The sequence below is a fragment of the Cupriavidus sp. FW305-27 genome, from assembly GCF_058787995.1.
This window is the reverse complement of the sequence record NZ_JBYTAG010000080.1, coordinates 24100-31235: the sequence shown is the minus strand read 5'-3', so window position 1 is coordinate 31235 and position 7136 is coordinate 24100. Positions and strand designations below refer to the sequence as shown.

Annotated in this window: 9 protein-coding genes; 6 read left to right on the top strand and 3 right to left on the bottom strand. The window is 68.1% G+C overall.

From position 1 onward, the window contains the following. A partial coding sequence (locus tag AC3WRI_RS28765) for a TetR/AcrR family transcriptional regulator (protein ID WP_492294565.1) occupies nt 1-465 on the bottom strand: 465 nt, incomplete at its 3' end. Between the two features lie 117 nt (nt 466-582). Here AC3WRI_RS28765 and AC3WRI_RS28760 point away from each other — a divergent pair. Next, nucleotides 583-1074: a flavodoxin family protein gene (locus tag AC3WRI_RS28760; RefSeq protein ID WP_010809639.1), complete on the top strand. Its 492-nt coding sequence runs from the start codon at nt 583-585 to the stop codon at nt 1072-1074. 48 nt (nt 1075-1122) lie between these two features. Here the strand turns inward: AC3WRI_RS28760 and AC3WRI_RS28755 are convergent, their stop codons facing one another. Next, nucleotides 1123-1332 (bottom strand): hypothetical protein, encoded by a 210-nt coding sequence (locus AC3WRI_RS28755; RefSeq protein WP_439669830.1) that lies wholly within the window; start codon nt 1330-1332, stop codon nt 1123-1125. Nucleotides 1333-1688: 356 nt separating this feature from the next. On the opposite strand from AC3WRI_RS28755, the gene flhC reads away from it, so the two are divergent. The 3 genes from flhC to AC3WRI_RS28740 all read left to right on the top strand — a co-directional run bounded on the left by flhC (nt 1689) and on the right by AC3WRI_RS28740 (nt 4203). Continuing rightward, entirely contained in the window at nt 1689-2300 is a 612-nt protein-coding gene (gene flhC, locus AC3WRI_RS28750) for a flagellar transcriptional regulator FlhC (RefSeq protein WP_011616889.1), read from the top strand. A 130-nt stretch (nt 2301-2430) separates the two neighbouring features. Next, nucleotides 2431-2808: a hypothetical protein gene (locus tag AC3WRI_RS28745; protein WP_010809636.1), complete on the top strand. Its 378-nt coding sequence runs from the start codon at nt 2431-2433 to the stop codon at nt 2806-2808. Between the two features lie 516 nt (nt 2809-3324). After that, nucleotides 3325-4203: a lipid A biosynthesis lauroyl acyltransferase gene (locus tag AC3WRI_RS28740; RefSeq protein ID WP_010809635.1), complete on the top strand. Its 879-nt coding sequence runs from the start codon at nt 3325-3327 to the stop codon at nt 4201-4203. Nucleotides 4204-4210: 7 nt separating this feature from the next. Here AC3WRI_RS28740 and AC3WRI_RS28735 read toward each other — a convergent pair whose 3' ends face one another. Next, complete coding sequence (locus AC3WRI_RS28735) at nt 4211-5047, bottom strand: IclR family transcriptional regulator (protein ID WP_010809634.1); 837 nt, start codon at nt 5045-5047, stop codon at nt 4211-4213. 109 nt (nt 5048-5156) lie between these two features. Here AC3WRI_RS28735 and AC3WRI_RS28730 point away from each other — a divergent pair, with 109 nt between their 5' ends. Both AC3WRI_RS28730 and AC3WRI_RS28725 read left to right on the top strand, forming a co-directional pair. Then, nucleotides 5157-5927: an enoyl-CoA hydratase/isomerase family protein gene (locus tag AC3WRI_RS28730; RefSeq protein WP_492294563.1), complete on the top strand. Its 771-nt coding sequence runs from the start codon at nt 5157-5159 to the stop codon at nt 5925-5927. 13 nt (nt 5928-5940) lie between these two features. Next, nucleotides 5941-7131, top strand: a complete 1191-nt coding sequence (locus tag AC3WRI_RS28725) for a CaiB/BaiF CoA transferase family protein (RefSeq protein ID WP_010809632.1) — start codon at nt 5941-5943, stop codon at nt 7129-7131. Nucleotides 7132-7136: the final 5 nt, after the last annotated feature.

The following is a 7136-nucleotide window of genomic DNA, read 5'->3' as shown; positions in this document are numbered from 1 at the left end:
GGCCTCGGCAGCGCCGCGGCCGAGGTCGCGCTGCAGGCGCGTCGCCAACGTGGTTGTCCAGCTGCCGACCACGTCTTCCAGAAAGCCGCTGAAGCGCTCGCGGTCGCGGATGGCCTTGCCGTAGATCTCGAACATCAGCTGCATGATCGGCAGGTAGCCTGGGGCGGAATAGCGCTCCCACGCCGCTTCCATCGCGGCCTCGGGAGCCATGCCTTCCACCATCACGCGCTCGCGGGCGGCCTGCTCCGCATGGCGGATGCGATGCAACAGTGCCTGCCAGAAGCCATCCCCGGAGCCGAAGTAGTAGATCAGCATGCGGTGGCTCGTGCCGAGCGCATCCGCCACGCTGCGCAAGGACAGATCGCCCAGGCCATTGGCGAGAACATGATCGGTGGCGGCATCCAGCAACTGGATGGCCTGCTCGCTGGCGGAGCGGTCAAGAGCGGGGGCTTTGGCTTTCGGCATGACGGGGTGGCACGTGCGCCGGGCGCGCAGGATGGCTGCCCCGGATTCTACGATAACTGTCGTCGCCGGCCTGCGTGATACAGTCTTCAGCGTACGGCACACCGCCCCCACGCAAGCATGAAAACGCTGCTGATCGTCTATCACACCATGACCGGAGGCACCCGGCAGATGGCCGAGGCCGCCGCTGGCGCGGCCCGCCAGCAGCCCGGCATCACGGTCGTACTCAAGACCGCTGCCGAGGCAGGCCCGGACGATGTCCTTGGCGCCGACGGCTATCTCTTCGCCACGCCGGAGAACCTGGCCGCCATGGCAGGGATGATGAAGGACTTCTTCGATCGCTGCTATTACGCCGCGCTGGACCGCATCAACGGCCGCCCCTACGCCACCATGATCTGCGCCGGCAGCGATGGCCAGAATGCGCTGCGCCAGATCGAGCGCATCGCCACCGGCTGGCGGCTCAACGCCGTGGCGCCGGGGCTGATCGTCTGTACGCATGCGCAGACACCGGAGCGCATCCTTGCGCCCAAGCAGATCGAAGCCGGGGACTTGGCGCGTTGCGCGGAGTTGGGTGAGGGGTTGGCAGCGGGATTGGGGCTTGGGGTGTTCTGATGGCACGCCAGGTGCCGTACCGCGCTATCGGGCGGGGCGGGCCTGTTCTCAGGCAGCCAGTTGTGTGATGCCGCTCGGGGTGTCATTGCCGCCCCCTTCCTCCTGCACGATCAGCGCGACGCCACGCCGCCTGGCCGCAGCCATGCCGATACTGACGGCGATTTCGCGATCCTCGCAGTGCACCAGGCCCTTGCGGGCACTTTCGACCGCCAGTTCCCAGCCTTGCGCCGTCTGCCTGATCAGGAAGTTCGCAGCCATGGGTCGCTCCGTCGTTGGTGTTCTTGCAGCGTAGTCCATTGGCCTGCCAATGAAATCGGCGTCAGTCCGATAGCGTGCGGGCACTTCTCCTACACCGGGGTGGGGACGGTTAAATCCAGGCGCCGTACCTGACACACAATAATCGCGGAAATATGATTGTTGATGCATGTCATGGTTATAACGCCCCGATCGATCCAAAAATCCTCCTCGACTACGAGAAACCTGAGCCCCGGACCCGCGAGGAGCCGTGCCGCGCACGGTGACACGCCGGGTCATGATTATCGGTGACAGGCCCGGGCAAGCCGGATCAGCAACCGGCTTCCCCGCGCCCATTCCCGATATATCGGAGGAGAACAATGGATGTACACGATATCGCCGGCACGGCTGTGGCCGGCTCACCGGCCCCGGTTCCGCGCGCCAGGCCCCCGCGTCCCGGCAAGAGCATGCTGCAGGATGTTGAGCAGATCCGCCTGGCAATCGAGATGATCGGCCTGGGCGCCCGCCTGCAGGTGCTGGAGTCCGAAGTGTCTCTGCCACGCGTGCGCCTGATCCGGCTGTACAAGGAGCTGTGCGGGGTGTCGCCGCCCAAGGGCATGCTGCCGTTCTCCACGGACTGGTTTGTCTCCTGGCGCCCGAATGCCCATGCCTCGATGCTGCTTGGCGCCTACCGCTTCATGACCAGCCGCGGCAGCCTGGACGGGATCCGCGCGGTCTTGTCCAGCTACCGCATGTACCGCGAACAGCTGTGCGCCACCGGCGAGGCCTCGCAGCTCAGCTTTACCCGCGCCTGGACGCTGGTGCGCTTCTATGAGCGCGGCATGCTGCGGCTGGCGCGCTGCAGGGACTGCCGGGGCGAGTATGTCGTGCAGGCCGACGATGCGCGCCACCGCTACGTCTGCGGACTGTGCCTGCCGCCTGCGCGCGCAGGCAAGGGCCGCAAACCCGCGCCGGCGGCGTTGGCCGGCTGACGCCGCGCAAGGCGTCCCAGTGTCTGCCGCCGCACAGTCCGGTGCACGGCAGGCTTCCATGATGAGTGCTACTGCCATCCAGGCCGCCGGCGTTTCAGGCCGGCCCCGCTTGTACCAGGGAGCCTCGCCCATGTTCAGGATCACCATGCTTGGAAAAAAGACCGGCGCGGCCGCGCCCGACAACAATGACCACAACACCGCCGAATCTCCCGCTCCGGGTGCACCTGGCGAGCCGGGCAAGACGATGCCGGAACAGCTGGCGCAAAACCTCAAGACACAAGGCGATGCCATGATCCAGTATGGCGCGCGCCTGCTGGTGATGCGCGAGCTGCTGTGCTCGCTGACCACAGGCCTGCCGCCGGCGGCGCGCGCCAGCGCCGAGCAGCGCTTCCGCCAGCGCATCAACCAGTTGATGTCGCTGACCGACGACCATGTCCTGCCGGCGGAATTCCACCGCGCCCTGCTGGCCGAGGTCAATTACTACCTGGGCGAATTGAAAAAACCCTGAGCAATTCCTGCCCGATAATCCCGCCGGTCATTATTGCAGGCGTGACGACGCCGCCTGCGCGTATTATTCAGCGCCATTTTCCCTTCCCCGGATCGCACCCCGGCACAGTCGGAAATGCCCTGCCCCGGCCCGAGCATTTCCGCTGAATCACCCAGGCGCTGCAATAATCTCCCCCTGTTTGCTACTGGTAGTAACCGTCATCGCCGGGCAGCTGCCATCGTGCTACAGTGCGCCCTTCAGAGAAAGCTTGCGCAGCGACGCATAGCGCACCCACGCCGCCCTTCGGCCCGCGCGCCGTGCCGGGGGCGCCGCCCTGGCGTCCCGCCTTGCTTTGTCAGCCTCCGACGCGCACACCGTGCCGCGCCAGGCGCCGGGCATATGCCGGGGGCCGGCCCTCGCTCTTCCCGTCGTTCGGGTGCACCCCGTTCGCCACCAGCCAGTGGCGCCGAATTATTGCCGCGCAGCCGCCTGCCCGGGGCCTTTGCCCGAGCCGCCGCTGCCGCTCCTAGGATCTACATGAAACACCGGCTCCAGGCTGCGCTCACCATCGCAGTCTTCAAGCTCGTCGCCGCCCTGCCGTACGGTGTCACCGCACGCCTTGGCGATGCGATCGGCAAGCTGCTGTATCGCATCCCCAGCCGCCGCCGGCGCATTGTCCATACCAACCTGTCCCTGTGCTTCCCGGACATGGATGCAGACACGCGCGACAAGCTGGCACGGAACCACTTCGGCCACGTCCTGCGCAGCTACCTGGAGCGCGGCGTGCAGTGGTTCGGCAGCGCCGAGCGCCTGGGCAAGCTGGTGGAACTGGACTCGCGCATCGACCTGGCCTCGTGCGCGGAGCATCCGACCATCTTCATGGGCTTCCATTTCGTCGGCATCGAGGCCGGCTGCATGTTCTATTCGATGCGCCACCCGGTGGCCTCGCTGTACACCAGGATGTCCAGCCAGATGCTGGAAGACATCTCGCGCACGCAGCGCGGGCGCTTTGGCGCCGAGATGATCCCGCGCAGCGGCAGCGGCAAGCAGGTGGTGCGCACGCTGCGCGCCGGCTGCCCGGTAATGCTGGCGTCGGACATGGATTTCGGCATCAACGATTCGGTGTTCGTGCCGTTCTTTGGCGTGCCGGCCTGCACGCTGACCTCGGCCTCGCGCCTGGCCAGCATGACCGGCGCGCGCGTGGTGCCCTTCACCACCGAAGTGCTGCCCGACTACCGCGGCTACCGGCTGCGCATATTCGACCCGCTGGAAGGCTTCCCCTCGGGCAGCGTCGAGGAAGATTCGCGCCGCATGAACGCCTTCCTCGAAGCCCAGATCGCCACCATGCCGGAGCAGTATTACTGGATCCACCGGCGCTTCAAGAACCGGCCCGCAGGCATGCCGTCGGTGTACTGAGCCCGGATTATCCGGCGGCGCGGCGCCAGGCCTCCTGGATGTCCGCCACCAGCCGCTCCAGCTGGGCCGCATAGCGGGCATTGTCGCGGCTGCGCTCGCTCTCGTTGAACGGGAAGCTGATATTGAGCCCGTAAAGCTGCTGGTCCGGCCCGGAAAATGCGGCCCCCACGGCCAGCAGGTGCCCGGGCTGGTAGGCCGCGGTGCAATAGCCGTGCCGCTGCGCCTGCGCGATGCCGCGCAGCACCTTGGCCCGCATGTTGATCCAGTCCTCGCCCTGGCGCGCGGCGATGCCGGCCAGCAGGTCCTCCCTCACCCCCTCAGGCTGCGCCGCCAGCCATGACAGCCCGATCGCCGTCATCTCCATCGGCACGCGGGTTCCCGGCACCACGCGCCGCGTGCGCGACACGCTGTCGCGGCTGTGCCGGATCGACGCCAGGTACACCATCTCCAGCTGGTCGCCCACGGCCAGCCCCACGTTGACCTTGCCGGCCTCGGCCACCTTGCGCATCAGCGGCAAGGCAATGTCCGGCGCGCGGCTGGACTGGTGGAAGGCATCGGCCAGGCTCAGCACCACCGGCGCCAGCCGGTAGGCGCGTTCGTTCACGTCATAGCGCAGGAAGCCGGCATCCACCAGCGAGCGCGTCAGCCGGCTGACGGTGGGGCGCGGCAGGCTGGTGCGCACCGCCAGCTCGGCATTGGTCAGGCTGGTGGTGCCAACACGGAAGGCCCGCAGCAGCACCAGCCCGCGCTCCAGCGACTGGCTGCCCGCGGTGTCGCGGGTAAAGCGGCCGGTCTGGTGCGTGACGCGGCGGGTGGAGGGCTCTGGCAGCACGGCGTCCGGCATCGCCAATAATTTCAGTTAGTGAAATTAGAGTATAGCGGTACGGCCGCGCGGCGCGAATACTGTGTCCATCCCGGCCCCCGAGCCGATCCACCACAGAGGAACGCCCCGCATGTCAGCCGACGCCAATATCCAGGTCACCCATGAAGGCCACGTCGCCCGCATCGTCCTGTCCCGCCCACCGCACAATTTTGTCGATGCCGACATCATGCGGCGCCTGGCCGACACCCTGCAGGCGCTGGACGACAACGAGAACTGCCGCGCCATCGTGCTGGCGTCCGGCGTCAGCGCCTTCTGCGCCGGGGCCGACTTCAGCGGCGCCGACCAGGGCGCGATAGCCAACGACCCGGGCGGCTTCTACGCGCATGCGATGAGGCTTTACCGCAACCGCAAGCCGATCGTGGCCGCGGTGGAAGGCGCCGCCATCGGCGCCGGCATGGGGCTGGCGCTGGTGGCGGACTTCCGCGTGACCTGCGCCGAGGCACGCTTCAGCGCCAACTTCAACCGGCTGGGCTTTCACCCCGGTTTCGGCATGAGCCTGACGCTGCCGCGGCTGGTGGGCGAGCAGCAGGCCGCGCTGCTGTTCTATACCGGCCGGCGCATCACCGGCACCGACGCGGTCGAGATCGGCCTGGCCGATGAACTGGTGGAAAAGGCGCAGGTCAATGCCCGCGCCATGGCCCTGGCGCAAGAGATCGCCGCCTCTGCCCCGCTGGCCGTGGAATCCACGCGCGCCACGCTGCGCGAAGGGCTGGCCGACCGCATCGCCGAGATCAACCAGCGCGAACTGGCAATCCAGCACGGACAGTTCCGCAGCGAAGACTTCCGCGAGGGCGTCGCCGCCATGGCCGCGCGCCGCACCCCTGTTTTCAAGCGCCGTTGAAGGAGTGGCCCCGATGAGCGAACAAGACACCCGCGCCACGCCGGCCGGCCCGCTGGACGGCATCCGCGTGCTCGACCTCACCGCGGTCGTGCTCGGGCCGCTGGCCACGCAGGTGCTGGCCGACTTTGGCGCCGACGTGATCAAGATCGAAGGGCCCGAGGGCGACCTGATGCGCGCCAACGGCGTCTCGCAGCACGCCGGCATGAGCTCGATCTACCTGGCGCTGAACCGCAACAAGCGCTCGGTCGTGCTCGACCTGAAGACCCCCGAGGGCGCCGAGGCGCTGCGCGGGCTGATCGCCAGCGCCGACGTGCTGGTGCACAACATGCGCGTAGCCGCGATCGAGCGGCTGGGCTTCGGCTATGCCGAAGTGGCGCGCATCAATCCGCGCATCGTCTACTGCGTGGCCACCGGCTTCGGCCAGGACGGTCCGCACCGCGACAAGCCGGCCTTCGACGACATCATCCAGGCCGGCTGCGGGCTGGTCGCGCTGGGTTCCACCACCGGCGATCGCCCGGAGTACGTGCCCAGCCTGATCGCCGACAAGACTACCGGCCTGGCCCTGGCCAACGCCGTGCTGGCAGCCCTGCTGTACCGCGAGCGCCACGGCGTCGGCCAGTCGGTGGAGGTGCCGATGCTGGAGACCATGACCGCGTTCGTGATGGCCGAGCACCTGGGCGGCCTGACCTTCGAGCCCGCACCCACAGGCGCCGGCTACGCCCGCCTGCTGCAGGGCGGGCGCCGACCCGCGCCGACCCGCGACGGCTGGATCTGCGCCCTGCCCTACACCGAGCGCCACTGGCAAGCCTTCTTCCGCGCCGTGGGCCGCGACGACCTGGCCGAGCGCTACGAGGTGGCCGACCGCGCGCAGCGCAACGCCAATATCCGCGCGCTGTACGGTCACCTGGCCGAGTTGACGCCGGCGCGCACCACCGATGAATGGATGGCGCTGTTCGAGTCGCTCGACATCCCCGCCACGCCGATCTACGGCCTGGACGCGCTGGTCGACCACCCGCACCTGCGCGCCGTCGGCCTGTTCCAGGAAACGCAGCACCCCACCGAAGGCCCGCTGCGCGAAGTGCGCCCCGCCGCGCGCTTCTCGGCCACGCCGCTGTCGCTGCGCCGCCATGCGCCGGGACTGGGCGAACACACCGCCGAAGTCCTGCAGGAGCTGGGCCTCGCGCAAGGCGTCAGCCAACCATAACGAAT